This is a genomic window from Angustibacter sp. McL0619 (assembly GCF_049994355.1).
GTDB lineage: Bacteria > Actinomycetota > Actinomycetes > Actinomycetales > Angustibacteraceae > Angustibacter.
In genome coordinates this window covers 923,785-948,538 of sequence record NZ_CP188257.1, presented here as the reverse complement: position 1 = coordinate 948,538, position 24,754 = coordinate 923,785, and the positions used below count along the sequence as shown (strand labels likewise).

22 protein-coding genes and 1 riboswitch are annotated in these 24,754 nt (G+C 72.6%); of the genes, 11 read left to right on the top strand and 11 right to left on the bottom strand.

Annotation, left to right across the window (positions count from 1 at the left end):
• The first annotated feature begins 56 nt into the window (after nt 1-56).
• Nucleotides 57-542 (top strand): MarR family winged helix-turn-helix transcriptional regulator, encoded by a 486-nt coding sequence (locus ACPPVT_RS04025; RefSeq protein ID WP_426565711.1) that lies wholly within the window; start codon nt 57-59, stop codon nt 540-542.
• Nucleotides 543-546: 4 nt separating this feature from the next.
• Here the strand turns inward: ACPPVT_RS04025 and ACPPVT_RS04020 are convergent, their stop codons facing one another.
• The 4 genes from ACPPVT_RS04020 to ACPPVT_RS04005 all read right to left on the bottom strand — a co-directional run bounded on the left by ACPPVT_RS04020 (nt 547) and on the right by ACPPVT_RS04005 (nt 3,879).
• Complete coding sequence (locus ACPPVT_RS04020; RefSeq protein WP_426565709.1) at nt 547-1,266, bottom strand: DsbA family oxidoreductase; 720 nt, start codon at nt 1,264-1,266, stop codon at nt 547-549.
• A 75-nt stretch (nt 1,267-1,341) separates the two neighbouring features.
• Nucleotides 1,342-1,854, bottom strand: a complete 513-nt coding sequence (locus tag ACPPVT_RS04015; RefSeq protein WP_426565707.1) for an HNH endonuclease — start codon at nt 1,852-1,854, stop codon at nt 1,342-1,344.
• Nucleotides 1,855-2,073: 219 nt separating this feature from the next.
• On the bottom strand, nt 2,074-2,850 hold the full coding sequence (locus tag ACPPVT_RS04010) for a C40 family peptidase (RefSeq protein ID WP_426565705.1): 777 nt from the start codon (nt 2,848-2,850) through the stop codon (nt 2,074-2,076).
• A 3-nt stretch (nt 2,851-2,853) separates the two neighbouring features.
• A riboswitch (cyclic di-AMP (ydaO/yuaA leader) is annotated at nt 2,854-3,075 on the bottom strand.
• A gap of 96 nt (nt 3,076-3,171) precedes the next feature.
• A complete protein-coding gene (locus ACPPVT_RS04005) occupies nt 3,172-3,879 on the bottom strand; it encodes a metal-dependent transcriptional regulator (RefSeq protein WP_426565703.1) in 708 nt (235 codons plus the stop codon).
• 131 nt (nt 3,880-4,010) lie between these two features.
• Here ACPPVT_RS04005 and ACPPVT_RS04000 point away from each other — a divergent pair, with 131 nt between their 5' ends.
• The 5 genes from ACPPVT_RS04000 to ACPPVT_RS03980 all read left to right on the top strand — a co-directional run bounded on the left by ACPPVT_RS04000 (nt 4,011) and on the right by ACPPVT_RS03980 (nt 8,275).
• A complete protein-coding gene (locus ACPPVT_RS04000; protein WP_426565701.1) occupies nt 4,011-5,381 on the top strand; it encodes a cryptochrome/photolyase family protein in 1,371 nt (456 codons plus the stop codon).
• 9 nt (nt 5,382-5,390) lie between these two features.
• On the top strand, nt 5,391-6,110 hold the full coding sequence (locus ACPPVT_RS03995; RefSeq protein ID WP_426565699.1) for a hypothetical protein: 720 nt from the start codon (nt 5,391-5,393) through the stop codon (nt 6,108-6,110).
• 89 nt (nt 6,111-6,199) lie between these two features.
• Nucleotides 6,200-6,838 carry a malonic semialdehyde reductase gene (locus ACPPVT_RS03990; protein WP_426565697.1) on the top strand — a complete coding sequence of 213 codons (639 nt, stop codon included), beginning with the start codon at nt 6,200-6,202 and terminating at the stop codon, nt 6,836-6,838.
• Between the two features lie 112 nt (nt 6,839-6,950).
• Nucleotides 6,951-7,562 (top strand): ECF RNA polymerase sigma factor SigK, encoded by a 612-nt coding sequence (gene sigK / locus ACPPVT_RS03985; protein WP_426565695.1) that lies wholly within the window; start codon nt 6,951-6,953, stop codon nt 7,560-7,562.
• The gene (locus ACPPVT_RS03980; protein WP_426565693.1) at nt 7,559-8,275 is read left to right on the top strand and encodes an anti-sigma factor; all 717 of its coding nucleotides are present in this window, start codon (nt 7,559-7,561) and stop codon (nt 8,273-8,275) included. The genes sigK and ACPPVT_RS03980 overlap by 4 nt, the downstream gene beginning before the upstream one ends.
• Nucleotides 8,276-8,727: 452 nt before the next feature.
• On the opposite strand, the gene eda is transcribed toward ACPPVT_RS03980, so the two are convergent.
• The 4 genes from eda to pdxH form a co-directional block, all read right to left on the bottom strand.
• The gene (gene eda / locus ACPPVT_RS03975; protein WP_426565691.1) at nt 8,728-9,369 is read right to left on the bottom strand and encodes a bifunctional 4-hydroxy-2-oxoglutarate aldolase/2-dehydro-3-deoxy-phosphogluconate aldolase; all 642 of its coding nucleotides are present in this window, start codon (nt 9,367-9,369) and stop codon (nt 8,728-8,730) included.
• Nucleotides 9,370-9,374: 5 nt separating this feature from the next.
• Nucleotides 9,375-11,228, bottom strand: coding sequence for a phosphogluconate dehydratase (gene edd, locus ACPPVT_RS03970; RefSeq protein ID WP_426565689.1), 1,854 nt, complete (start codon nt 11,226-11,228; stop codon nt 9,375-9,377).
• Nucleotides 11,229-11,416: 188 nt separating this feature from the next.
• A complete protein-coding gene (locus tag ACPPVT_RS03965; protein ID WP_426565687.1) occupies nt 11,417-12,361 on the bottom strand; it encodes a homocysteine S-methyltransferase family protein in 945 nt (314 codons plus the stop codon).
• Nucleotides 12,362-12,379: 18 nt separating this feature from the next.
• On the bottom strand, nt 12,380-13,075 hold the full coding sequence (gene pdxH / locus ACPPVT_RS03960; RefSeq protein ID WP_426565685.1) for a pyridoxamine 5'-phosphate oxidase: 696 nt from the start codon (nt 13,073-13,075) through the stop codon (nt 12,380-12,382).
• A gap of 168 nt (nt 13,076-13,243) precedes the next feature.
• On the opposite strand from pdxH, the gene ACPPVT_RS03955 reads away from it, so the two are divergent.
• On the top strand, nt 13,244-14,362 hold the full coding sequence (locus ACPPVT_RS03955; protein WP_426565683.1) for a citrate synthase 2: 1,119 nt from the start codon (nt 13,244-13,246) through the stop codon (nt 14,360-14,362).
• 149 nt (nt 14,363-14,511) lie between these two features.
• Nucleotides 14,512-15,642 (top strand): phosphoserine transaminase, encoded by a 1,131-nt coding sequence (serC, locus tag ACPPVT_RS03950; protein ID WP_426567044.1) that lies wholly within the window; start codon nt 14,512-14,514, stop codon nt 15,640-15,642.
• Here serC and ACPPVT_RS03945 read toward each other — a convergent pair.
• Nucleotides 15,605-16,750 carry a hypothetical protein gene (locus ACPPVT_RS03945; RefSeq protein WP_426565681.1) on the bottom strand — a complete coding sequence of 382 codons (1,146 nt, stop codon included), beginning with the start codon at nt 16,748-16,750 and terminating at the stop codon, nt 15,605-15,607. The genes serC and ACPPVT_RS03945 overlap by 38 nt on opposite strands.
• Nucleotides 16,747-17,928, bottom strand: a complete 1,182-nt coding sequence (locus tag ACPPVT_RS03940; RefSeq protein WP_426565679.1) for a class I SAM-dependent methyltransferase — start codon at nt 17,926-17,928, stop codon at nt 16,747-16,749. Before ACPPVT_RS03940 ends, ACPPVT_RS03945 begins: the two co-directional genes overlap by 4 nt.
• A gap of 99 nt (nt 17,929-18,027) precedes the next feature.
• On the opposite strand from ACPPVT_RS03940, the gene ACPPVT_RS03935 reads away from it, so the two are divergent.
• The 3 genes from ACPPVT_RS03935 to ACPPVT_RS03925 are packed head-to-tail and all read left to right on the top strand — an operon-like array spanning nt 18,028 to nt 21,350.
• Nucleotides 18,028-18,660, top strand: coding sequence for an ArsR/SmtB family transcription factor (locus ACPPVT_RS03935; protein ID WP_426565677.1), 633 nt, complete (start codon nt 18,028-18,030; stop codon nt 18,658-18,660).
• The gene (locus tag ACPPVT_RS03930) at nt 18,660-20,027 is read left to right on the top strand and encodes an MFS transporter (protein WP_426565675.1); all 1,368 of its coding nucleotides are present in this window, start codon (nt 18,660-18,662) and stop codon (nt 20,025-20,027) included. The genes ACPPVT_RS03935 and ACPPVT_RS03930 overlap by 1 nt, the downstream gene beginning before the upstream one ends.
• Nucleotides 20,028-20,081: 54 nt before the next feature.
• A complete protein-coding gene (locus ACPPVT_RS03925; RefSeq protein WP_426565673.1) occupies nt 20,082-21,350 on the top strand; it encodes a lytic transglycosylase domain-containing protein in 1,269 nt (422 codons plus the stop codon).
• Between the two features lie 20 nt (nt 21,351-21,370).
• On the opposite strand, the gene ACPPVT_RS03920 is transcribed toward ACPPVT_RS03925, so the two are convergent.
• Nucleotides 21,371-24,586: a hypothetical protein gene (locus ACPPVT_RS03920; protein WP_426565671.1), complete on the bottom strand. Its 3,216-nt coding sequence runs from the start codon at nt 24,584-24,586 to the stop codon at nt 21,371-21,373.
• Nucleotides 24,587-24,754: the final 168 nt, after the last annotated feature.

Sequence of the window (24,754 nt, the reverse complement as noted above, 5' to 3'; positions counted from 1 at the left end):
TTTCTCCACATCGGAATCTTTCCGATGTGGAGAGACATTAGAGGAGGGTTGACGAGTTGTCCACCCACGACGAGTCCACCCACGACGAGTCCAGGCACGACGAGTCCAGGCACGCTGAGCTCACGGCGCGGATCGCACTGCGCATGCAGGAGGTGATCGCCTCGGCCGTGCTCACCAACGAGCGGATCGCCCGGATGATCGGGCTCAACGTGGTGGACTTCCAGACCTACGGCCTGCTGCTGCGCCGAGGCGCTGCGATGACGCCAGGTGAGGTCAGCGCGAGGACCGCCCTACCGTCCAGCACCACGACGCGAGTGCTCGACCGGCTCGAGGCCAAGGGCCTGATCCGCCGCGAGGCAGCCGCGGACGACCGCCGCAAGGTGCTCGTGCACGCCCTGCCGTTCGACGCAGAGGAGGTCGGCCGGGCCTACGAGGAGATCCTCGAGCAGATGGCCGTCGTGCACCGCGGCTACAGCGCCGACGAGCTCGAGCTGGTCGAGCGCTACCTCGGCGAGATCGGCTCGGTCGGCTCGGTCGGCTGAGACCTCAGCAGCCGTCCGGCCCGCAGACCTCGGCCTCGGCGGAGCCCGCGTTGACCGCCCCGACCGGGGTCACCAGCGAGGGGCGCCGCTCGTCCCAGGCCTGCTTGAGCGCCTGCTCGAACAGCTCGGACGGCTGCGCGCCGCTCACGCCGTACTTGCGGTCGATCACGAAGAACGGCACGCCGTTCGCGCCCAGCTCGGCGGCCTCTCGCTGGTCGGTCTCGACGTCAGCCGCGTACTCCTGCGAGTCGAGCACCTGACGCACCCGCTGCTCGGGCAACCCGGCCTCGGTCGCCAGCCGGGCCAGGACGTCGTGGTCGCCGACCGCGAGCGCCTCGACGAAGTACGCCGACAGCAGCCGCTCCTTCAGCGCGTCCTGCACGCCGTGCTCGGCCGCCAGGTGCAGCAGCCGGTGCGCGTCCACGGTGTTGGCCCGCTTGGCCTCGTCCAGGTGGTAGTCCAGCCCGTCCTCGGCGGCGATCTGGCTGACCCGGGCGTTCATCACCAGGCCGTTCTCGCGGCCGCCGCCGTACTTGCGACCCAGGTACGTCGCGACGTCCTCGGTCGACTCCCGGGGAGCGCTCGGGTCGAGCTGGAAGGACCGCCAGGTGACGTGGACCGGCACCCCGGACGCCGCCGCGCCGGCCTCGAACCGCCGCTTGCCGATGTAGCACCACGGGCACACGACGTCGGACCAGATCTCCACCTGCAGGGCTTCGCTCATGCCGGTGCCAACGCGTGCCCGCCTGCGAGTACTCCCCGGGCCGGCGTTACCTGCCTCACGCTGAGGCTGCACACCTCAGGCCGCGAGGTCCAGGAACTCCTCCCACAGCGGGTCCACCGCCTCGGCACCGCGTAGCACCCAGACCGGGCCTGCCGGAGCGTAGGGACGCACCCTGAGGTGCCAGCCCAGCTCGTCCGGGGTGCGGTTGCCCTTGAGCCCGTTGCAGCGCAGGCAGCAGGCGACGAGGTTCTCCCAGGTGTCACCACCTCCCCGTGACCGGGGCAGCACGTGGTCCACCGTCGCGGCGTGGCTGCTGCAGTACGCGCACCGGTGCCCGTCGCGACGCAGCACCCCCCGGCGGCTGACGGCGACCGCGCGACGGCGGGGAGCCCGCACGTAACGGACCAGCAGGATGACCGCGGGGGTGCTGAGCGCGACACCGTGCCGGTGCAGCCCGCCCGCGCTGCGGATCGGCGCACCCGTGTCGGCAAGCACGGTCGCCTTTCCGGCTAGCACGAGCACGACGGCCCGCTTGAAGGAGACGACTGACAACGGCTCGTAGCCGGCGTTGAGCACGAGCGTGCGCATGGCGCGCCCCTCTCTCGCCGGCGGGGCCCAGCTGGCGTGCGGGAAACGTCGGCGTCCAGGGTCCGCCCGGATTGACGGCCCAGGCGTCAGGGTAAACGCCGATCGGGGCTGAGGTCACGCACAATCGGCGCAGTGAGACCTGGCCGTGTCGTGCCCGGGAACGTCGAAGAGCCCGGAACCGCTAGGGTCCGGGCTCTTCGAGGGGGCTGGTCGGCTGTGTCAGCCGACCCGGCCGAACGATGCACTGCTGGAGTAGATCGCGCGCTTGCTGACCGACTCACCGGTGCGCGGGGAGTCCCACATCATGCCGTTGCCGGCGTAGATGCCGACGTGGCCGGGCAGGAAGACCAGGTCGCCGGGCACGGCCTCGCTGCGCGAGATTCGAGCGGCGGCGGCGCGCTGGCCATCCGAGGTGCGCGGCAGGTCGATGCCGACCTGGGCGAACACGTAGCGGGTGTAACCGGAGCAGTCGAAGCCGGCCGGGGTGGTGCCGCCGTACTGGTACGGAGTGCCGGCGTAGCGGGCCGCGATGGACATCACCGCAGCGCCGAACTCGGCCGAACCGGGGTCGCCGGCCTTGATGCTGACCGGCGCGACGGCGGTGCGCACCTCGGAGCGGCTGACCCGGGTGGTCTCGCGCAGCTTGAGCACGCGCGCCTTGACCGGCTTGGGTTTGGGCTTGGGCTTGGCCTTGGCAGTGAAGCCGATGTCGCCGAACGAGGGGGCCTTCGCCACGCCGTCGACGAACGCCGCGGGGACGGCGGACGCCTGCTGGACGCGGGCGGAGGGATCGACGGTGCTCGAGGAGGCCTCAGCCGCCGAGGGGGTTGCGGCATGAGCCTGGAGACCAAGAGAGGCCACAAGCCCGCCGGAGACCGCCAGGACCGCTCCGGTCTTGGCGACAACCGCGCCGGGGCCGGTGGCCTGGACAGCTGCGAGGACAGGTGAGGCGGAGCGGGTCTGGACCCGGTGCCGCCCGGTGTTGTTCGTGGTCACGTAGACGAGCCTCTCCGACGCCTTCGAGGTGAGCTGTCGGGTTCGGGTGGAGAGTGATCACCCGGCCATCATTGGAGCGGGATCGAGACCCCGCGCCGCCGATGGCTTCACCCCAAGGCTGGCCGCGAATGGCTTCCGCGCCGGCCAAAAGTGGTTCCCCCGCCTCTGCCAGACGGTGTTGATCGGTCCCCCAGGCACGGTGGCAGAGTTCGGCGTCCGCGCTGAGCACCCCCGGACAGGGACCGGGAGCACGCGCCAACCTACACAGACGACGTGGTCTCTGTCACCTTGTCGGCGAGTCGGCGCAGGAAGAACTCCAGCTCAGGTGAGTGAGAGGTCACTGGCCGTGACGAAGACGTGCTCGGCGATCTGGCGCTGGACCTCGACCTCGTCGCCGTCGTCCGCGTTCACCAGCAGGTGCGAACCGTCGACCCGCACGTGCACGGTGCGACCCGGGCGCAGCCCGGCCGAGTGCAGCATGGAGAGCACGGTCGGGTCCGCCTGGGCGGGCTCACCGATCCGATGCACCACGAAGGTCTCGCTGCGCTCGCCGGCCACCTCGGTGAGCTGACGCAGGCCCTCGCCCAGGAACAGCTCGCCCTCGCCGAGCTCGCCCAGCTCGTCCAGGCCCGGGATCGGGTTGCCGTAGGGCGACATCGTCGGGTGGTCAAGGATCTGCAGCAGCTTGAGCTCCACCCGCTCGCTCATCACGTGCTCCCAGCGACAGGCCTCGTCGTGCACGTACTCCCACTCCAGCCCGATCACGTCCACCAGCAGACGCTCGGCCAGCCGGTGCTTGCGCATCACCCGGGTGGCCTTGGCCCGCCCGTCAGCGCTGAGCTCGAGGTGCCGGTCGCCGCTGACGTGCAGCAGGCCGGCCCGCTCCATCCGAGCGACGGTCTGCGAGACGGTGGGGCCGCTGTGGCCCAGCCGCTCGGCGATCCGGGCGCGCAGCGGGACGATGCCCTCTTCCTCCAGCTCGAAGATCGTCCGCAGGTACATCTCGGTGGTGTCGATCAGGTCGCTCACGCCGTCCCCGTCTCCTTCGTGGTCCGCACGGCCTGAGCGTACGCGGTCCCACTCGCATTCCCGGCCCGCGCACCGCGCCAGCCCAGGACCCGTAGGCGGCGCCACCGGGCACCCGCGCCTACCGTGATCTGGTGCCCGACACCGTGCTCTGGCTGCGCCGGGACCTGCGGCTGCACGACCACCCTGCGCTGCATGCCGCATCCCGGGCGGCGGACGGTGGCCGGGTGCTCCCTCTGTTCGTGCTCGACCCGGCCCTGCTGACGCCGTGCGGCCCGCCCCGCCGGAGCTGGCTGCTGCGCTCGCTGCGCGCGCTGCACGCGGCCACCGACGGCGCGCTCGTCGTCCGCGGCGGACCGCCGGAGCAGGTCCTGGCCGACGTGGTTCGCGAGCTCGGGGCGTCGTCCGTGCACGTCACCGCGGACTGCGGTCCCTACGGCCGTCGCCGGGACGAGGCGGTGACCCGCGCGCTGGACGTCCCGCTGGTGCGGACCGGTACCCCCTACGCCGTCGGTCCGGGCTCGGTGACCAAGCCCGACGGCACGCCCTACCAGGTGTTCACGCCGTTCTCCCGCCGGTGGCGAGAGCACGGGTGGCCGGCGCCGGCCGGCCCGCCGCCGTCCGGGCTTCGCTGGGCGCGCACGCTCGACTCCGACGAGCTGCCGGACGAGCCCGAGCCCGACGGCCTCACGCTGCCACCCGTGGGCGAGCAGGCCGCGGCCGAGCGCTGGGCGTGGTTCCTGGACGACGCACTGGCCCGCTACGCGGACAGCCGGGACCGCCCGGACCTCGATGGCACCTCGGCCCTGTCCGGGCACCTGAAGTTCGGTGAGGTCCACCCCCGCACCCTGCTGGCCGACCTGGCCGGACGGCGCGGGCCGGGCGCTGAGGCGTTCCGCACCGAGCTGGCCTGGCGCGAGTTCTACGCCGACGTGCTCTGGCACCACCCGCGCTCGGCCCGCGACTACCTGCGACCGGAGTACGCGTCCATGCCGTACGACTCGCCGGACCAGTACGCCGTGCAGGCCTGGCGGGAGGGCCGCACCGGCTTCCCGTTCGTGGACGCCGGGATGCGCCAGCTGCGGGCCACCGGCTGGATGCACAACCGGGTGCGGATGGTCACCGCGAGCTTCCTGGTCAAGGACCTGCACGTCGAGTGGCAGCACGGCGCCCGGCACTTCCTGCACTGGTTGCGGGACGGCGACCTGGCCAGCAACAACCACGGATGGCAGTGGGTGGCGGGCAGCGGGACGGACGCCGCGCCGTACTTCCGGGTGTTCAACCCGGTCGCCCAGGGCCTGCGGTTCGACCCGGACGGCGACTACGTGCGTCGCTGGGTCCCCGAGCTGTCGCACCTGGCCGGGGCGGCCGCGCACGAGCCCTGGCGGGCCGCGGACGGCTACGCGGACGGCTACCCGCAGCGGGTGGTGGACCACACCGAAGAGCGGGCCGAGGCGCTGCGCCGCTACCAGCGGGTGCGCTCCGGGACGGCGCGCCGCGGCTAGGTTGGCCGGGTGAGCAGCCTCGTCGTCCCGGCCCGGTTCAACGGCCCACCGCACTCCGGCAACGGCGGCTGGACCAGCGGCGCGGTCGCCGCGCTGCTGCACCCGGCCGGCCGGACCGTGCAGGTGCGGCTGAGCGCTCCGCCGCCGCTCGACGTCCCGATGCCGGTGCAGCACGACCCTGAGTCCGAACGCGTGGTCGCCATGGCGGCCGGAACCTCGGATGCGGTGGCGACCGCCAGCCTGGTCGCGAGCCCGTTCAGCGACCCGCCGCCGGCACCGGTCACCTGGGACGTCGCCGGGGACGCCGAGCAGCGCTACCGCGGGCTCACCGACCACCCGTTCCCGACCTGCTTCAGCTGCGGCACGGCCCGCCACGACGGGCTGGGGCTGCGCCCGGGACCCTTGACCGACCGCCCCGAGGTGACCGCCTGCAGGTGGACGCCGGACGAGGTGGACGCCGAGACCACCTGGGCCGCACTGGACTGCCCCGGCGGCTGGTCCGTCGACCTGGCGGGACGGCCGATGGTGCTCGGCACGATGACCGCCCAGCTGGAACAGCTGCCCGAGCCCGGTCAGCGACACGTCGTGATGGGCCGCGCCCTCGGCCAGGACGGCCGCAAGGCGTGGACCGAGACTGCGCTGTACGTGCTCGACCCGGCGCCGCGCGTGCTGGCCCGGGCGACCGCCGTGTGGATCGCGGTCGACCCGGCGGCCGTGCGGCCCGGCTAGCTGCCCTCGACGTGCTTCGGGTGCGGACTGTGACGCTCCTCTCACGCTGTGTTCGGAATGGCGACACTTTATTGATAGTTCAACCAACTATGACGTCAACCCTGAACGAGTCCGTCACCCTGCAGAGCGACCTCGCCGACGTCCTCGAGCTGTCGAGGGACGCCCAGGACCTGCTCTTCCGGTCGGCGCGCACCGCCAACACCTTCACCGACGAACCGGTGACGGACGACCAGGTCGCGGCGATCTACGACCTCGTCCGCTGGGCTCCCACCGCGATGAACAGCCAGCCCATGCGAGTCACCGTGGTGCGCAGCCCCGACGGCCGCGAGCGCCTGCTCGGCCACATGGCCGAGGGCAACCGCGCCAAGACGGCCGCGGCGCCGCTGGTCGCGGTCCTGACCGCGGACACCGACTTCCACGAGCACCTGCCCCGCACGTTCCCGCACTTCCCCGGCGCCAAGGACGCGTTCGCCGATGCCGAGGTCCGTGAGCGCACCGGTCGGTTCAACGCCTCGCTGCAGGTCGGCTACTTCATCCTCGGGGTGCGGGCGGCCGGGCTGTCCGCGGGGCCGATGGCCGGCTTCGACGCCGCCGGGCTCGAGCAGGAGTTCTTCGCCGGAACCGGTCAGCGCGTACTGGCCGTGGTCAACATCGGCCACCCCGGCCCGGACGCTTGGTTCCCGCGCAACCCGCGGCTCGAACTGGACGACGTGGTCACCGCGGTCTGAGCCCGCCGGACCGCGAAAGGTGCGAGTCTTCTGCCCGGGCGACCACCAATCCGGGTGCGCGCCGGCGCCGAAGAGGGGGTGACCCGTGGTTCGGCTCAGGAGAGGGGCCCGGATGGACTCCGGCCAACGACGCCTCAGCGCGGTGGGCGACGACTCGTCCCCGGGCACGGACGACGCGTCGCTCCCGCTCGAGGCCGTCGTGTCCCAGGTGGCCCGCGGCGACGAGTCCGCCTTCGAGGAGCTGTTCCGGCGGGTCAGCGGGCCGGTGCTCGGCCTGGTGCGCCGGGTGCTGCGCGACCCTGCGCAGTCCGAGGAGGTGGCGCAGGAGGTCCTGGTCGAGGTGTGGCGCACCGCGACCCGGTTCGACCCCGACCGCGGCAGCGCGACGGCCTGGATCATGACCATGGCGCACGCCAGGGCGGTGGACCGGGTGCGCTCGGCGCACGCGTCGCGGACCCGCGAAGAGAAGGTCGGACGGCGCGACCACGTCCGCGAGTACGACGAGGTGGCCGAGGAGGTCGAGGTGCGAATGGAGCAGCAGGCCGTGCGCCGGTGCCTCGGTGGCCTGACTGCGTTGCAGCGCGAGTCCGTCCAGCTCGCCTACTACGGCGGCTACACGTACCGCGAGGTCGCCGAGCTGGTGGACGCCCCGCTGGGCACGGTGAAGACCAGGCTGCGGGACGGCCTGATCCGGCTGCGCGACTGCCTGGGGGTGACGGCGTGAGCCCCGACCTGCACACCCTCACCGGCGCGTACGCGGTTGACGCGCTGGACGACCTGGAGCGCCGCCAGTTCGAGGAGCACCTGCGCGAGTGCGACGCCTGCACCGACGAGGTGCGCGGGCTGCGCGCCGTGGGCGCGACGCTCGGACTGGCCGAGCTGACCGCCGTGCCGGCGTCGCTGCACGACGCGGTGATGGCACGGGTGCGCACCACCCGCCAGCTGCCGCCGCTGGCCGACCCCGCACAGGACCCCAGCCGCGTCCAGTCGATGCTCCGCCGAGCCCGGGTCACGTCCCGCGCCTTGGTGGCCGTGGCGGCCGCTCTGCTGGTGATCGCCGGCGGTCTCGGCGCGATCGCGGTTCATGAGCACCAGCAGGCCGAGCAGTCGCAGCAGCTGGCCACCCAGATGTCCCAGGTGATCGCGGCTCCGGACGCCAAGCAGGTGGACGCAGGCGACAGCGCCAAGGTGATCGTGTCGCCGTCCAAGGGCGAGGCGGTGTTCGTCGGGCAGAACCTGCCTGCGGTGGACGCCGACCACGTGCTGCAACTGTGGGTGCTGCAGGACGGCGCCCGGTCGGTCGGGTTGATCGATGGGTCCCAGCCGCTGCTGGCCACCGGCCTCGGCCCGGACGCGCAGCTCGGCGTCACGGTGGAACCGTCGGGAGGGTCCGAGCAGCCGACCACGACGCCGGTGCTGACCGTGCCGCTGGCCTGAGCCGCGGCCGTCCGAGCCAGGGCTGGGCAGGCAGAGGCCCGCAGGCCGACCCTCCGGTTGAGGGCCTGCCGCGCTGGACGGGGCGCGGCTCCTGCGGGCCAACGGTGACTGCCAGGATCTCGCCAGCCGTCAACGCCCGAGAGCGTCGGCGTTCTTGGTGGGATCGAAGAGCCCGTCCAAGTCGACGAGCGGCTAGCGGGTAGCCACCTCACGCGTCCGTTGTGAAATCACTATCGGACCACCTCCTTTCCCGTGTGCCGAAACCGTACGTCGCGCCCCCGCCCCCCGCAACGGCATTCCCCCACCCGGACCCCTCGCCGTCTAGGACCCCACCCCGCCGGACCCCCGCCCGCGCGAGGCCGCAGGCCGCCGCGCCGGACAGACCGAAGGTCGGCGTCAAACGAGCTTGCGAGAGCCGACCGAAGGTCTGCCCGGCGCGGCGGCCGGAACCCTCAGCGCAAGGCAGCGGTGTCCCGGGCCAACGCTTCGACCACGTTCCACGCCCCTTCGGCGATGGCGTCCTTCGGAGTGATCCAGGAGCCACCGACGCAGGCCACGGACGGCAGCGCCAGGTAGCTCGGCGCGGTGACCGCGGTGATGCCGCCGGTCGGGCAGAACCGCAGGTGCGGCAGCGGGCCGGCCACGGCGGCCAGGTAGTCCCGCCCGCCACTGGCCTCGGCCGGGAAGAACTTCATCGCCTCGAGCCCGTGCTCAGCGAGCCGCATCATCTCGGTGATCGTGCTGGCCCCGGCCAACAGCGGCACCCCGGTGGCCAGCGCGGCGTTCAGCACCCGGTCCGGCGAGCCGGGCGTGACCAGGAACTGCGCGCCGGCCGCGGTCACCGCCTCCACCTGGGCCGGGGTCACCACGGTGCCGGCCCCGACCACCATGCCCGGCACCTCGGCGGCGACCCGCTCGATGGCCCCCAGCCCGGCGGCCGTGCGCAGGGTGATCTCAACGATCCCGATCCCGCCGCGCAGCAGGGCCTGGGCCAGCGGGACGGCGTCCGCGACCTCGTTCACCACGACCACCGGCACGACCGGCGCGATGCCCAGCAGGTCGTGCAGCGAGGGGGCGACGATGCTGTGCGTCATGCCGGTCACCGTGCGCTCTCTTGGAGGTTGACCCCTTGCGGCGCAAGGGTTCCGAACACGTGCGCTCCCTGGTCAGCGCGACCGACCGCCCGGCGCAGCGCGCCGAACAGCTCGCGACCGACCCCTCGCTCGTCCTGGTGGGACGGCGGGGCGGCCGGCCGGCCCGCGAACTCGGTCGGGTCGACCAGCACCTCCAGAGTACCTGTCTCGCAGTCGATCCGGACGACGTCACCGTCGCGCAGCCGGGAGATCGGGCCGCCGTGCACCGACTCGGGGGTGACGTGGATCGCGGCCGGCACGGCCCCTGACGCACCGGACATCCGGCCGTCGGTGAGCAGCGCGACCTGGTGCCCGCGCCTCTGCAGGACGGACAGTGACGGGGTCAGCTGGTGCAGCTCGGGCATCCCGTTGGCCGACGGCCCCTGGTCGCGCACGACGACCACGACGTCGCGGTCCAGCTCCCGGCGCGAGAACGCCTCCAGCACCGCGGTCTGGTCGGTGAACACCCGTGCGGGAGCCTCGATCACGCGGTGCTCGGCGGCCACCGCGGAGGTCTTGACCACTGCGTGCCCCAGCGATCCCCGCAGCACCCGCAGCCCGCCGTCCGGCGAGAACGGCGCGGACGCCGGGCGCAGCACGTCGAGGTCGCCGCTGACCGCCGGCGCATCGACCCAGGTCAGCAGCCCGTCGTCGTCCAGCACCGGCGTCTGCCGGTAGCGGAACAGGTCGTGCCCGGCGAGCGTGCGGACGTCGCCGTGCAGCAGGCCGGCGTCCATCAGGGTGCCGACCAGGAAGGGGGTGCCGCCCGCGGCGTGGAAGTCGTTCACGTCGGCGGTACCGCTCGGGTAGAGCCGGGTGCACAGCGGGACGACCGCGGACAGGTCGTCCAGGTCCTCCCAGGTCAGCTGCACGCCCGCGGCCGCGGCCATCGAGACCAGGTGCATGGTGTGGTTGGTCGAGCCACCGGTGGCCAGCAGCGCGACCGCGCCGTTGACCACGCAGCGCTCGTCGACGACGTCCCCGATGCCGTACGGCGCCGCGCTGGTGGCGATCTGTGCGACCCGCTGCGTGGCGGCCTCGGTCAGCGCAGCCCGCAGCGGGTGGTCCGGGTGCACGAACGCGGCGCCCGGCAGGTGCAGACCCATCACGTCCATCAGCAGCTGGTTGGAGTTCGCCGTCCCGTAGAACGTGCACGTGCCCGGCGAGTGGTAGCTGGCCACCTCCGCCGCCAGCAGCTGCGGCCGTCCGACCGTCCCCTCAGCGGCCGCCCGTCGGACCGCGGCCTTGTCGGCGTTGGGCAGCCCGCTGGCCATCGGCCCGGCCGGCACGAACGCGGTCGGGAGGTGGCCGAAGGCGAGCGCGCCGGCCACCAGGCCGGGCACGATCTTGTCGCAGACACCGAGCATCAGCGCGGCGTCGAACACGTCGTGGGACAGCGCTATCGCGGTCGACATCGCGATGACGTCGCGGCTGAACAGGCTGAGCTCCATGCCCTCGCGGCCCTGGGTGATGCCGTCGCACATGGCCGGCACCCCACCCGCGACGCGAGCCACGGCCCCCGCCCGCTGCGCGGCGGCCTTGATCTGCTGCGGGTAGGTCTCGTACGGCGCGTGCGCCGAGAGCATGTCGTTGTAGGCGGTGACGATGGCGATGCTGGCGCCGTCGTCGGTGGTCAGCGCTGCGCGGTCGCTGGTGCCACAGGCGGCGACGGCGTGCGCGAGGTTGCTGCAGCCCAGGTTGGACCGGCGCGAAGGGTTCGCGCGGGCCCGCTCGAGCTGGTCGAGGTACTGCGCGCGCGTGTCTCGGCTACGCGCGGCGATCCGTTCCGTGACGTCGTGGACGACGCGGTGCACGTTCATGAGGCTTCCTGTCGCCGGCGGCCCGAGGAACCGGGCCGACGGGCGGCGACTCTGACGCCCGCGATGGATGTAACCCCTACAACGGTAGAGGGTCGCCGCGCCGGCGCGGCAAACATACCCGTGAGTAGTCCCGACATCCGGACGCGCCGACCGGGATGCAGCTCAATACCGCAGCTCAACCCCGCAGCTCAACCCCGCAGCGCAGCACCGAGCGCGTCGATGTGCCGGACGTCGGTCCCGCAGCACCCGCCGAGCACGCTCACCGCGGGCATGGCGGCCCGCAGCGCGAGCAGCTCGGCCGCCAGCATGACCGGGTCGCCGTCGTCCAGCTCGGTGGCCTCGTCCAGCTCGGCGTGGCTGCGGGTGGAGGCGTTGGCTCGCACCCCGACCAGCCGCGGGGCCCAGACCGCCGTCGGGTCCAGGGCTGGCCCGATGTGCTCGGGGTGGGCGCAGTTGACCATGAAGTAGGCGGCGTAGCCGTCGGTCGCGTCGTCCACCGCGGTGATCGCCTCGCCCAGGGGGGTGCCATCCGGCAGCCGGCCGTCCACCTCGACGGTGAATGAGGCGACGGACGGGACGCCGGCGTCCGCCGCGGCCTGCACGAACCCGATCGCCTCCTCGGGGTAGCTGATGGTGAGCAGACTGACCAGCGCGACGTCGGTCTCGGCGAAGGCCTCGACCTGCGCCTGGTGGTAGATCCGCGCCTGCTGGCCGGTCATCCGCTCGGTCACCACGTATCCGTCGCCACGAGGGCCGGCACATCCGCTGATCACGCACGGCCCGGCCTGGTCGGACACCAACTCACGAACCGAGTCACGAACGGCGGCGACCAGGTCGAAGGCCTCGCGGTTGGCCCGGACGACATCCGCGACCGACCAGCCGACCTGCGGCGCCCAGCCCGAGCTGGCCCGCCAGGTCGGGGTCTCCAGGATGATGCCGAAGCCATGTGCCGCAGCGGTTCGCAGGTGCTCGCGGAAGTACTGCTCGAGCAGCTCGCGGCCCTCATCGGTGCGCAGCAGGGTGAAGGCGGCGAACGCCGGCAGGTCGACGTCGTGGTGGAAGATCAGGTCCGTCTCGAGGCCGGAGTCGGTGAGCAGCACCGCGCCGTCGAGCTGCGGGAGCGCTGGGGGCATGTGAACTCCTTCCGCCGCCTAGGGTTGCAGACGGCTGGTCCGCCAGGACGGCGCGTGGTCCAGTCCGCCGTCGCCGCACCGTTGGAAGACCAGCCGGTCATGCAGCCGGTTGCGCTGGCCGACCCACAGCTCCACGACGTCCGGGCGGACCAGGTAGCCGCCCCAGGTGGACGGGGCCGGGACGTCGTCCGGCGAGCCGGTGTCCGGCCAGCGTGCCTGCTCGGCGGCGACCTTCGCCTCCAGGTCGGCCCGCGAGCCGATCGGCTGGGACTGCCGGGAGGCTCGGGTGGCCACCTGCGAACCGCGCGGACGGGTGGCGAAGTAGCCGGCGGCGTCCTGCGGCGACGTGGGCTCGACTGGCCCGCGCACCCGGATCTGCCGGTACATGGGGTGCCAGAGCAGCACCAGCGCGGCCCGCGGGTTGGAGACCAGCTGGTGGCCCTTGGCCGAGCGAGTGTTGGTGTAGAAGGTCAAGCCGTTCGCCGACAGGCCCTTGAGCAGCACCGTGCGCGCGTCCGGCACGCCGTCGGCGTCCACGGTGGCCACCACCATCGCGGCCGGCTCGCTGACCCGCGGGTCAGCCTGCGCCTCGGCGTACCAGCGCTCGATCCAGGCCAGCGGCGCACCTGCACCACCAGGAGAGACGTCGACGCCGATCAGCTCACCGTCGTAGTCCAGCCGCGCCATCGGGTCGACCACCTTCCGCTCGCTCACCCGCCGAGCCTAGGGCTCCGCGCCGGTGCCCACTGGTCGCCGTACCAGTCGGTAGGTGCAGAATGTCCGCGGACGACCGGCTCACTGGCGCGCCGTCCGACAGGCTCGACGAACAGGCTCGACGAACTGGCTCGACGAACACGCTCGACGACGAGTGGGAGGAGCGTCATGACCGACGCCGACACGACGTTCCGTCCAGGCCTCGAAGGCGTGATCGCGTTCGAGAGCGAGATCGCCGAGCCCGATCGCGAGGGCGGGGCACTGCGCTACCGGGGCATCGACATCAACGACCTCGTCGGGAAGGTCTCCTTCGGCAACGTGTGGGGCCTGCTGGTGGACGACGAGTTCAACCCCGGACTGCCGCCGGCCGAGCCGTTCCCGCTTCCGGTGCACACCGGCGACGTGCGGGTCGACGTGCAGAGCGCACTGGCCCAGCTGGCGCCGATCTGGGGCTACCGGCCGCTGCTGGACATCGACGCCGAGCAGTGCCGCGAGGACCTGGCCCGGGCGTCGGTGATGGCGCTGTCGTTCATCGCGCAGTCCGCCCGCGGGCAGGAGCTGCCGATGGTCCCGCAGCGCGAGGTGGACCGCGCGCACACCATCGTCGAGCGGTTCATGATCCGCTGGCGCGGCGAACCCGACCCGCGCCACGTCGAGGCCGTGGACGCGTACTGGGTCTCCGCCGCCGAGCACGGCATGAACGCCTCGACCTTCACCGCCCGGGTGATCGCCTCGACCGGCGCGGACGTGGCGGCCTGCTTGTCCGGTGCGGTTGGCGCGATGAGCGGTCCGCTGCACGGCGGCGCCCCATCGCGCGTGCTGCACATGATCGAGGGCGTGGAGAAGACCGACGACGCCGGCGCCTACGTGCGCGGAGTGCTGGACCGCGGCGAGCGGCTGATGGGTTTCGGGCACCGGGTCTACCGCGCCGAGGACCCCCGCGCCCGGGTGCTGCGCTCGACCGCAGAGCGCCTGGGTGCGCCGCGGTTCGAGGTCGCCGCCGCGCTGGAGAAGGCCGCGCTGGACGAGCTGCACTCCCGACGTCCGGACCGCGTGCTGGCCACCAACGTGGAGTTCTGGGCTGCGGTGGTCCTGGACTTCGCGCACGTGCCGGCGTCGATGTTCACACCGATGTTCACCTGCGCGCGCACCGCCGGCTGGTCGGCGCACGTGCTGGAGCAGAAGCGCACCGGGCGGCTGATCCGGCCGAGCGCGCGCTACATCGGCCCGGGTCCGCGGCTGCCCCAGGACGTGACCGGCTGGAGCGAGGCCGTCTCGCACCGCTGAGCCCCGCTGCGCCGCTGGCCCGCCGCTGCTGTTGATCACGTTAGGTGGGCGAAGGTCTACTTCTCGAGGCGTGCAGCCCTGCAGAAGCAGGCGTACGCACACCTAACGTGATCAACGACAGGCCGTCTGGGAGACTGCGCGACGTGACGCTGACGATCCCCAAGCACCTGCTGCCCGCCGACGGACGGTTCGGCTCCGGGCCGAGCAAGGTCCGCCGCCAGCAGGCCCAGGCGGTCGCCGACGCGGGTCGCACGCTGCTCGGCACCTCGCACCGGCAGGCACCGGTGCGCGAGCTGGTCGGCCGGGTGCGGGCAGGGCTGCGTGAGCTGTTCGCGCTGCCGGACGGCTACGAGGTGGTGCTCGGCAACGGCGGGTCGACGCTGTTCTGGGATGTCGCCACCAGCTGCCTGGTCAGCCATCGCGCCCAGCACCTGGTGCTCGGCGAGTTCTCCGCGAAGTTCGCGGCGACGACGACGGCAGCGCCCTTTCTCGAGGATCCGCTGGTGGTTCGGTCGGCCCCGGGCAGCCGGCCCGCGCTGTCCGCTCCCTCGGCGGCCGACGAGGTGGACGTGATCGCCTGGCCGCACAACGAGACCTCCACGGGCGTCTGGGTGCCGGTCGAGCGCGTCCCAGGCACGGCGCACAGCCGGGACGGCGGCCCTCTGCTCGTGGTGGACGGCACCTCGGCCGCCGCCGGTTTGGCCGTGGATGTCGCTGCGTGTGACGTCTACTACTTCGCGCCGCAGAAGGGTTTCGCCTCGGACGGCGGTCTGTGGCTGGCGTTCGTGTCGCCCGAGGCGGTGACCCGCGCCGAGCAGATCGCGGCGAGCGAGCGGTGGATCCCGGCCGGGCTGGACCTGATGACCGCAGTGACCAACAGCCGGTTGGACCAGACCTACAACACCCCGGCGATCGGCACGTTGCTGATGATGGAGGAGCAGATCCGGTGGCTGTCGGACAACGGCGGCCTGGCCTGGTCGACCGCACGCAGCGCCGACTCGGCGACCCGGCTGTACGGCTGGGCCGAGCGGACGTCGTACACCACCCCCTTCGTCGCCGATCCCGAGCACCGATCAGCGGTGGTGGCGACCATCGACTTCGACGACGCCGTCGACGCGGCGAGAGTGGCGAGCACGTTGCGGCACAACGGGATCGTGGACGTCGAGCCCTACCGCAAGCTCGGCCGCAACCAGCTGCGGATCGCGATGTTCCCGGCGATCGAGCCGGACGACGTCCAGGCGCTCACCGGCTGCGTCGAGTACGTCGTCGAGCACCTCTGACCGCCAGCGCCCCCAAGGCGAGCGCGGCGGCCAGCGCGCCGCCGCCGAGTAGCGCAGGGGCACCCCACTGCCTTCCCGCGCTGTCGCTGGAGGCCCCTGCTCGAGTCGGAGTGGAGCCGGGTTGCGACGCGCTGCCCGAGGGTCCGGGGCTGGTGGGCACCGGGCTGATGGGCACCGGGGTGGTGGGGACTGAGCCGGTGGGGCCTGGCAGCGCCACCCGGTAGAGGGGCTGGCGCAGTCCCTCGGAGGAGACCAGCGCTGTGCCGCCGCCTGCTTCGACGGTGATGCCCTCGCCCTGCTGCTGGGTGGGCAGCGCAACCGGCTCGACCGGCTCGAACCCGCTGTCGGAGCCGCTGTCGGATGCACTGTCGGATGCACCGCCGTGCCACGCGTACACCGTCGCGGACTCGTAGCCGCGAACCACGAACCGGCCATCCGGCAGCGCCGAGCCGTCGGTGGCCAGAGTCTGCGCTATGGTTCCGACCTGTTGCGCCACAACGGGGATGGACACATCTCGGCCCGCCAGCACCTGGCTCACGGCGGACGCCGGCACCTGGTAGACCCGCGCCGACAGCAGGGCCTTGGTGACGATCAGCAGCCGTCCGTCCGGCAGCCAGACCAGGGTCTCGGCGTCCGCCGGACCGCGGGGGTACCGGACCCGGAGCGAGTGCACCGCCGCGGTCTGCGAGCGCACCTGGTCGGGCTCACGCAACAGCCGCAGGACGACGCTGTCGCGGACCGCGCGGTTGTCGCCGATGTCACCGACCCAGATCATCGGCCGGTGGCGCTCGTCCCGGCCGGCGGCCAGCGCCTCGACGTCCCGGACGTCGATCCCGGCCAGCCGCACGACCGCGCGGGTGCGGCCCGTGCGGGTGGAGACGGCGAACAGCTGCGGCTCCGAGCCGGAGTCGTTCACGGTCCAGACCAGGTCCGGGTGGACTGGGCTGACGGCCAGACCGCTGGACTCGGTGATGCGCGGGTCGGTGACGGTGACGACCCTGCCGCTGGGCGCCGGCGCGGGCTGCGTCACGGCGGGTTGCGTCACTGCGGGCGCCGACGACAGCAGCGCCGCCAGCATCGCGGCCGGCAAGGCGAGCACCAGGCTCATCGACGCGGCAGCGCCATCGCCTTGGTGACCTCGGGGTCGAGCAGCCGGGCCAGTGCTGGGTGCACGTTCCAGTCGGCGGTCAGCGCCCGGTACTCGGCCACCAGGGTCGCCTTGACCGGCGCCGGCGTCCGGATCGCCCGGATCATCGCGTTGCGCGGGGTGTGCCGGGAGTCGACGAACTCCACGACGTCCACCTTGTAGCCGACCATCCGCAGCACCAGGGCGCGCAGCGAGTCGGTCAGCACGTCGGCGAAGCGCTCGCGCAGGATCGGGTGCCGGGCCATCGCGCCGTACGGGTTCGGTGCCCCGGGGCCGGCGGCGAGCTGACGCTGCACGTCGTGGTGACAGCACGGTGCGGCCAGGACGACCGGGGTGCCCCAGCGGGTGGCCCGGGCCAGTGCGTCGTCGGTGGCGGTGTCGCAGGCGTGCAGCGCGAGCACCAGGACCGGCGGCGTCCCGTCGAACGGCTCGGCGTCCGCGATGGACCCGACCTGGAAGCTCAGCCCGTCCAGGCCGGCCTCGGCCGCCAGCCGGGTGTTGCGCTCGACCACGTCCGGCCGGATGTCGACCCCGACGGTCTGCACGTCGCCGAGCCGCTGCGCGAGGAAGCGGTGGGCCGCGAAGGTCAGGTAGGCGTTGCCGCAGCCGAGGTCGACCACCCGCACCGGACGGTCGGTGGGCACGCGCTCCAGGCAGGGCTCGAGCAGGCGCAGGAAGGCGTCCACCTGCCGTCGCTTGTCGCCGTCCGCACCGAGCGCCCCGAACAGCGGGTCGTCCGGCGAGAGCAGCCGTTGGCGGATCCGGTCGTGCGAGCGGACCTCGACCACCCGGCGGCTGGCCGGCGCCCGGTGCACCTGCGCGGCGCCCTTCTTGGTCACCCGCAGCTGCACGGTCTCGTCGACGGTCTCCACGTGCCAGTTCCCGAACGGCTCGGCCAGCAGTGCGTCCACCGTGGCGGCGGCCGCGCCGTAGGGCGTGTTCCGAGTGGTGGCGTTGCGGCCGTCGTGGGTGACCACCTGCAGGACCCGTCCACTCTTCAGGTCAACCGGTCGCAGCTCGGCGCGGGCCACGCTGGGGTGCGCCGTCCGCCGCCGTCCGGCCGCGACCGCGCGGACCAGCCGCTGCGGGTCCAACAGGTCCGAGCGCAGCTGGGCGAGGGCATCGTCGAGTTCGAGCACTCGCACATCATCGCTGATCAGAGCAGGAGAGAAGGCATCCCCAAAGTTCTTTGCAAAGATGTCTTGGCAAAGAAGTCTTTGCAAAGTACCTTTGGCACCATGAACGAGACCCCCGAAGGCACCGAGCCGGCTCAGGACCCCCAGGAGCTGCGCCTCGACGCCCGCACCTTGCGTGGGCTGGCCCACCCGCTGCGGGTGCGCATCCTGGGCATGCTTCGCCGCGACGGTGCCGCCACCGCCACCGGCCTGGCCGAGAAGCTCGGTCAGTCCAGCGCGGCGACCAGCTACCACCTGCGCCAGCTCGCCGAGTACGGCTTCATCGTCGAGGACCCAGAGCTCGGCCAGGGCCGCGAGCGCTGGTGGAAGTCGGCGAGTCGCTCCACCACCCTGGACGTCGGCGCCTACGTCAGCGACCCCGAGCTGGCCGCGAACACCGAGACCTACCTGCGCGCGGTCACCCGGATGTCCGCCGACCTGGTGCAGGCCCACCTGGACGAGAAGGTCGCGCTGCCCGGCCACTGGCAGTCGGCCGGCACGTTCAACGACATCCGGTTGCGCCTGACCCCGGACCAGGCCGACGAGCTGGCCGACCGGATGTGGGCGCTGGTCGGCGAGTACCCGCGCGCCGACGAGCTGCCCGCTCCCCCGCCGGACGACGCGAGCGACGGCGGCGAGGCGCTGCGCGCCGTCGACGTCCAGCTCAACGTCTTCCCAGTCCCCGGGGACAGCTGATGTCGACCACCACGATCGAGCGCGAGGCGCCGGCCCGCGGTTCGCTGCGCCCGATGGTCGCGCTGCTCACCGCCTTCGGGATCTCGCTGGTCGGCACTCGGCTGTCGATGATCGCCGTGCCCCTGTTCGTGCTGCAGACCACCGGCTCGCCGACCCGCACCGGGCTCGTCGCGATGGCCGAGATGCTGCCGTACGTGCTGGCCCAAGGGCTGTCCGGGCCGGTCACGGACCGGGTGGGGCCACGGCGGATGAGTATCACCTCGGACGTCGTCAGCGTTGCCGTTGTGGGCCTGATCCCGGTGCTGCACCAGGCCGGCCTGCTGCACTTCGCCACCCTGCTGGCGCTGGTCGCCGTCGCCGGCGCGGTCCGTGGCCCCGGCGACAGCGCGAAGTACGTGCTGGCGCCCGCCGTGGCCAAGGCCGCCGGCCAACCGAACGAGCGGGTGCTGGGGCTCGAGGACGGGATCAGCCGCGCCGCCTCGGTGATCGGGCCGCTGCTCGCCGCCGTGCTGGTCACCGCGGTCGGCGCCGCCACCGCCATCGCGCTGGACGCCGCCACCTTCGCGATCGCCGCCGTGGTCTTCCTGGTCGCGCTGCGCCCCAGCGAGGCCCGGCCGGCCAAGGGCACCGACGGCGAGCCCGGCCCGGACGCGGGGGACGACGAGAGCTACCTGGTGCGACTACGGGCCGGTGCACGGTTCGTCTGGAGCGACGGACTGCTGCGCTCGATCGTCGCGATGGTGGCGGTCACCAACTTGCTGGACGCCGCGCTGAGCGGCGTGCTCATCGCGGTCTGGGCCCAGCACCGTGGCGGCGGCGCGGGCCTGATGGGCGCCGCGGCGGCCGCGCTGTCGACCGGTGCCGTGATCGGCGCGTTCACCGCGGCCGTCATCGGCCACCGGATGCCCCGCCGGGTCGCCTTCGCGGTGGGCTTCTTCGTGATCGGCGCGCCGCGGTTCGCCGTGCTGGGCTTCGACGTCCCGCTGGTCGTGGTGTTCGTGGTGCTGTTCGTCGGCGGCCTCGGTTGCGGGGTGATCAACCCGATCCTCGGCGCGGTCGAGATGGAGCGCATCCCCGAGCACATGCGGGCTCGCGTCATGTCGCTGATGACGAGCCTGGCGTGGTCGCTGATCCCGTTCGGCGGGCTGGTGGGCGGCCTGCTCGCCACCAGGCTGGGCATCGGACCCGCCCTGCTGGTCTGCGGCGTCGTGTACTTCGTGGCCACCACGCTGCCCGCGCTGCGGCCCGAGTGGGCGCGAATGAACCGCTCGGCGCCTGTCGTCGCGCCTGTCCTCGAGCACGTCCCGAATGCGGTTTCGCCCGAAATGGCTGATCATGGCGTGACCTTCGACGCGCCCGCTCGTTAGGCAGTTCGAGCCCCGGGGGTGGGGTGTGCCGAGACGACGACGGAGGCTTCAGCCGTGAGTGCCCACCGACAGGTCAGGACCGTCCGCATCAGGTGGCGGCAGGCCGCCGCGCTGGTGCCGGCGATCGTGCTCACGGCGAGTGGGATCGCGCTGGCCCTGGCGGGCGGTCCCGGTGGCGATGGGATCGAGCTGCCTGCCGTCCCGGACCAGGCGCTCACCCAGCCCGACCGCACGACCAGCAGCCTCGAGCCCGCGACGTCCGGACCGCAGGCCGCCGACCCCGGGCTGGCGCCCGGGCTCGCGCTGCCGCCGAGGGTCGGCGCCGGCACCGCGCAGCCCGTGCGCCTCGACGAGCTCGGCATCCCGCGCGCCGCGCTGGTCGCGTACCAACTGGCGGCCAAGCTCGTCTCGCAGGCCGACCCTTCCTGCGGCATCGACTGGGCGCTGGTCGGCGCCATCGGGCGGGTAGAGAGCGACCACGCCCGCTACGCAGGCAACACACTGGACGCCGCCGGGATCGCCCGACCGGGCATCATCGGCCTGCCGCTGAACGGGGCCAACGGCACCGCGCGGATCCTGGACACCGACAACGGCCGCTGGGACCGCGACACCACGTATGACCGCGCCGTCGGGCCGATGCAGTTCATCCCGGGCACCTGGCGGATCGTCGGAGCGGACGCCGACGGGGACGGCGTACGCGACCCGCAGGATCTGAACGACGCCGCGACCGGCACCGCGATCTACCTCTGCAGCGGCCCCGGTGACCTGCGCCAGCCCGACGACCTCTACCAGGCAGTGCTGCGCTACAACAACTCCGATCGCTACGTGCGCACCGTGATCGCGATCGCGGACGCCTACCGGCACGGGATCGCCAGCCTGCCGGCGTCCAGCCTGCCTGCAGCGCACCAGGGATCGACGGCCGGCACGGACGTCGAGGCGGCCGGAGCCCGGGCCGCGACCCCCTCCGCGGGCGCCGGCCAAGCCGCGTCGGGCAACCAGAACGGTTCCACCGCAGCCGGTTCGGCCGGTGGACCTGGCCGCGCGGGCGGCACCGGTGGCTCAGGAGGGGACGGCGCGGCTGCCGCACCGACGACCGCGCCGAACGTCGCCGGCGCCGTGGGATCGCTAGGGTCCGCCGCGTCGTCCGCCGCGTCGTCCGCAGCGAGCCTGGTGACGTCCGTGGTCACCCGGGTCGTCCAGCTGCCCACGCCGATCGTGACGACCACGACGCCCTGCATCATCGACGTGCTCGGGGTGCGGGTCTGCACCATCACCACGATCTCCAGCACCACCACGACCACGACGACGACCCACCGGCCCTAGTCGCGCAACGGGATCGGCGCTCAGACCGGCTTCTTCGGCGCTGTGTTGTCCTGCGCGCCGGTCGCCTGCGAGAACGCGTCCAGCATCTTCGTGGTGTTGGTGTAGCCCAGCAACCGGTACGCCTCGAAGTCGTACTCGCCGTAGAACTGGTTGCCGGTCGAGGTGACCGGGAACGCCGGGTTGTCCGCGGCGTAGCCGTCGATCTCGAGGTTGGGCTCAGCGGTGCGCACGTTCTTGACGAACCAGACGTCGCTGACCACCGTCTCCGGGTCGCGCACCGTGGACACCTGTAGATGCATCCAGGCCTGGCTGGCCCGCTGCGGCAGCGAGACCGCGGTCTGCGCGCCGCGCGGGATCACGTTCGTCGAGGTCGCCGCGTCGCGCCGCAGCAGCGCCGCGGCCGTCGGCGGGCTAGGCCGGACGACCAGACCGAGGTCCATCCGGGCCGTCACGATCGCGTCGCTGAGCGCGTCGAGGCTGTCCTCGGCGTCGGCGGACGCATCCAGCACGAACAGCGTACGAGGCCTGTCCCGCAACGCCTCCACCATGGCCGTGTTGTCGTAGTGGCCGCCGTCGGTGACGTAGACCCGGGTGTCGTCGATGGTCATGCTGCCGAACGCCTCGCGGAAGATCCGCAGCGGCCCGGGACGCACCGCCCGCCGCCACAGCCAGAGCAGACGCTCGTTCCCGTCCCGGGGCTCCGCCTGCACGCTCGCCCTGGGGTCCACCAGGTACGGGTTGGGCAGCCATACGCCAAGACGCGCGTTGGCCAGTGCCAGCAGCATCCGGTACGGGCGGACCCGACCGCTCATCCGGCCGACCACCGGTGAGAAGGCGGCCGCGCTGGCCGCCATCGCCGCAGCCACCGTGGTGTCCAGCCCCTGCGGGTCCGACGTCGCGGAGTACGCGTCGGCGGGTCGCATCCGGCCCTGCGGCAGCCTGGCGTCGCTGATCCCGATCAGGCCCTGCTCGACGGGTTCTCCGTCCAGCTCGCCAGGGCCGGTGCGGAACTGGAACGGCGCACAGCCCCGCGCCGCCGGGATGTAGTCCGGGTCGGAGATGTTGACCGTGCAGCAGACGACCAGGTTCGGGCCCTTTAGCGCACCGTTGTCAGCCACATGGGTCGGCACCTTGTACGGCAGCGGCTGGGCCTGGGAGTCCTTGCGGAACACCAGGAAAGCGTCCGAGAGCCGCTCCCGGTAGAAGGGGTGCAGCGAGCTGAGCATGGCGTCGCTGAACAACCGGATCGCCAGCACCACCAGGATGGCGTAGAGCTCGACCCGGTACGCCTCCAGCCGCTCGGGGAACAGCAGGTTGTCCCGCACCAGCACGAGCAGCACCACGAACGCGGCGACGACCACGATGCCGCCGGCCAGCCACGGCACCACGAGCCTGCGGAACACGTCCAGCGCCGCGCCGCGCCGGGTCATCGGAGCCGATGCCTGCCCGGCCTTCAGCAGGCTGCGGACCCCGGCCGCCAAGGCGATCACCGCGGTCAGCCACGAGGCGAGCGTGTCGGACAGCGAACTGGCACCGCGGCCCGGCCGGTCGTCGCAGAAGCTGGGCACCGGATGGCGCTGCGGGTCCATGTCGCACCAGGTGCCCTCCGGGCCCAGGGCCACGGTGCCGCCAGGAGCGAACACCACCGCGTCGTCCGTCCAGCTGCCGCCGCACCCGCCGTAGGTGAACGGCACCGAGTCGGTGCGCTGCTTGGGAGTTGCCCGACCCCAGGCCAGCACCGCCTCTGTGCTGAAGTCGTTCTCCACCGCGGTCAGACAGCCGGCTGGAGTGGCCAGTCGGGATGCCGCCATCACCCGCGCGACCGTCTGCGTCGGCTTGTTCTCCAACGTCGCGTTGTTCAGCACCACGACAAGCCAGGGCAGCACGATGATCAGCGCACCCACGCCCAGGCCGATGCCGACGATGGTCTGGGTCATGCTGGCCAGCGCCAACCGCCCACGGCCGCGGTACTTCGCCAGCACCTTCGCCAGGACGAACATCCCCAGCCCGAGCACCAGCACGCCCCAGCCGAACCAGAACCATCCGCCGTGCGCGGTCCCCCGCCCGCTGTCGAACATCGCCTGCGTACCGTCATTCAGGCACGTCGCCGCGCCGTCCGGGCCGCGCTGCGGACAGACCACCGTGATCCGCTGGTGCACCCAGCCGACGTACAGGGCCACCCAGTAGAGGCCGACGCCGATCAGCGTGACGTTCACCGCGATCCCGTACAGGATCGACAGGACGCCCGAGATCCTCGTCGAGCCGGTCGGCAGCAGGAACTTCGAACGCCTCCGCAGCCAGTCCTCCTCCGGAGAGCCGGGCGCGAAGATCGTCTGCTGCACCGTCTCGTCCTGCTCGCTGTGGCGCCTGGCCATGTGCAGCGCCGTCGCGATGTAGCCGCCACCGCTGACCGCGTACACGCGGTCGGTCCCGTCGTACAACGACGTGCCCGGCTCATCGCAGTCGCGCAGCCGCTGCAGCCCGCCCAGGCAGAAGGCGGCCGATCGGATGCCGCCACCAGAGCACGCGATCGCGGTGCCGCGGAACAGCATGGCCGGCTCGGGCGCCGTCTCCTCGGCCCTGTCCAGGGCCTGGGTGGTTGGCTGGGCAACCTGCTTCTGGCCGTGGATGAACGCCTCGTAGCCGGACGGTTGCGGCAGCGGCGCGTTCGGGTCGTAGGACTTGTCGTCGCGACGCGGCCTGACCCACCACACCACCGCGAACGACCCCGCGGTCGCCACCCCCTGCAGCAGCAGCGCCACGTCGGCCGTTCCCGCCGAGCGCACGAACACCGCGACGCAGCACGACAGCAGACCCAGCAGGCTGACCAGGCACCAGACGCGCATCACCTGTCCGGCGTTCGGACTGGTCTTCACGGTCGGTCCACGGCCGCCTCGGATCCGGAAGGTGGCCACCAGCAGCAGCCAGGTGACCAGGGTGCACAGCAGCAGCACGAAGGGCCGGTCGCCGTCCTCAAGCACGTCCTGCCCGGCCGCGGGCGCGAGCAGCGCCGCGGCGACGACCGCCTTGAGCACCGGACGACGGAACGCGAGGTAGCGCACCCGCGCCACCAGGTCGTGCTCGGACTCGTCCCCGGGTCTCGCGGGTGGCGGCGCCTGGACGTCGAGCAGCTCGGTGACTTTGCGACGTGGCGGTTTCGGCTGGGGCGGCGGATCTTCGGGAGGGGCTTGTTCGGGCGCGGGGGGCTGCGGCGGCTGCTCGTCGTCCGAGCTCATGTCGACCCCCCGACCCGGGAAGCGGTCCCCTCGCTAGTTATCCCACCGCGATGATCTTCTGTCTACGGGTGGGGCTGCGGGTGCTGATGGGGTTCCTGGGTGAGGGCCAGGCGGAAGGCCGCACGCGGGCGCCCCGTAGGGGCGTGGGGGGCGGGCGTCAGCGCAGCA

Bases quoted from the DNA above. Each gene is read 5' to 3' on its own strand.
- ACPPVT_RS04020 (WP_426565709.1), bottom strand. From the start codon at position 1,266: ATGAGCGAAGCCCTGCAGGTGGAGATCTGGTCCGACGTCGTGTGCCCG.
- ACPPVT_RS04015 (WP_426565707.1), bottom strand. From the start codon at position 1,854: ATGCGCACGCTCGTGCTCAACGCCGGCTACGAGCCGTTGTCAGTCGTC.
- ACPPVT_RS03990 (WP_426565697.1), top strand. From the start codon at position 6,200: ATGACGTCAACCCTGAACGAGTCCGTCACCCTGCAGAGCGACCTCGCC.
- sigK (WP_426565695.1), top strand. From the start codon at position 6,951: ATGGACTCCGGCCAACGACGCCTCAGCGCGGTGGGCGACGACTCGTCC.
- eda (WP_426565691.1), bottom strand. From the start codon at position 9,369: ATGACGCACAGCATCGTCGCCCCCTCGCTGCACGACCTGCTGGGCATC.
- edd (WP_426565689.1), bottom strand. From the start codon at position 11,228: ATGAACGTGCACCGCGTCGTCCACGACGTCACGGAACGGATCGCCGCG.
- ACPPVT_RS03965 (WP_426565687.1), bottom strand. From the start codon at position 12,361: ATGCCCCCAGCGCTCCCGCAGCTCGACGGCGCGGTGCTGCTCACCGAC.
- ACPPVT_RS03955 (WP_426565683.1), top strand. From the start codon at position 13,244: ATGACCGACGCCGACACGACGTTCCGTCCAGGCCTCGAAGGCGTGATC.
- ACPPVT_RS03945 (WP_426565681.1), bottom strand. From the start codon at position 16,750: ATGAGCCTGGTGCTCGCCTTGCCGGCCGCGATGCTGGCGGCGCTGCTG.
- ACPPVT_RS03935 (WP_426565677.1), top strand. From the start codon at position 18,028: ATGAACGAGACCCCCGAAGGCACCGAGCCGGCTCAGGACCCCCAGGAG.
- ACPPVT_RS03930 (WP_426565675.1), top strand. From the start codon at position 18,660: ATGTCGACCACCACGATCGAGCGCGAGGCGCCGGCCCGCGGTTCGCTG.
- ACPPVT_RS03920 (WP_426565671.1), bottom strand. From the start codon at position 24,586: ATGAGCTCGGACGACGAGCAGCCGCCGCAGCCCCCCGCGCCCGAACAA.